The sequence below is a fragment of the Vibrio sp. 10N.222.49.C9 genome, from assembly GCF_041474985.1.
GTDB lineage: Bacteria > Pseudomonadota > Gammaproteobacteria > Enterobacterales > Vibrionaceae > Vibrio > Vibrio crassostreae_C.
Genome location: NZ_JBFRVD010001444.1, coordinates 1 through 322, shown reverse-complemented (window position 1 = coordinate 322; position 322 = coordinate 1). Strand labels below are relative to the sequence as shown.

The following is a 322-nucleotide window of genomic DNA, read 5'->3' as shown; positions in this document are numbered from 1 at the left end:
AACTAAAAGTTCGTGAAGATATCGCACACTGGAAATACAAGAACCTAGATTTGACGCCAGTTCTACACGTAGAACCAGCGCGTGCAGAAGACGGCGTATTTAACCAGATTGAGCAAAACCATAATCTTGAAGATGTATTGGACCGCAAACTTATCCAAACGGCGATTCCTGCTCTAGAGAATGGTGCTGCTGTTGAGGCTGAATTCCCAATCATCAACACCGACCGAAGCGTAGGCACCATGTTGTCTAACGAAATCTCGAAGGTGTACAAAGACCAAGGCCTACCTGAACCAATGAAAGTTAAGTTCAATGGTAGTGCAGG

At 45.0% G+C, this 322-nt stretch carries 1 protein-coding gene; it reads left to right on the top strand.

Features of this window, described 5'->3' with window-relative positions:
* The coding region (locus AB4585_RS28680; RefSeq protein ID WP_372172176.1) for a hypothetical protein at window positions 1-322 on the top strand (322 nt) is incomplete at both ends.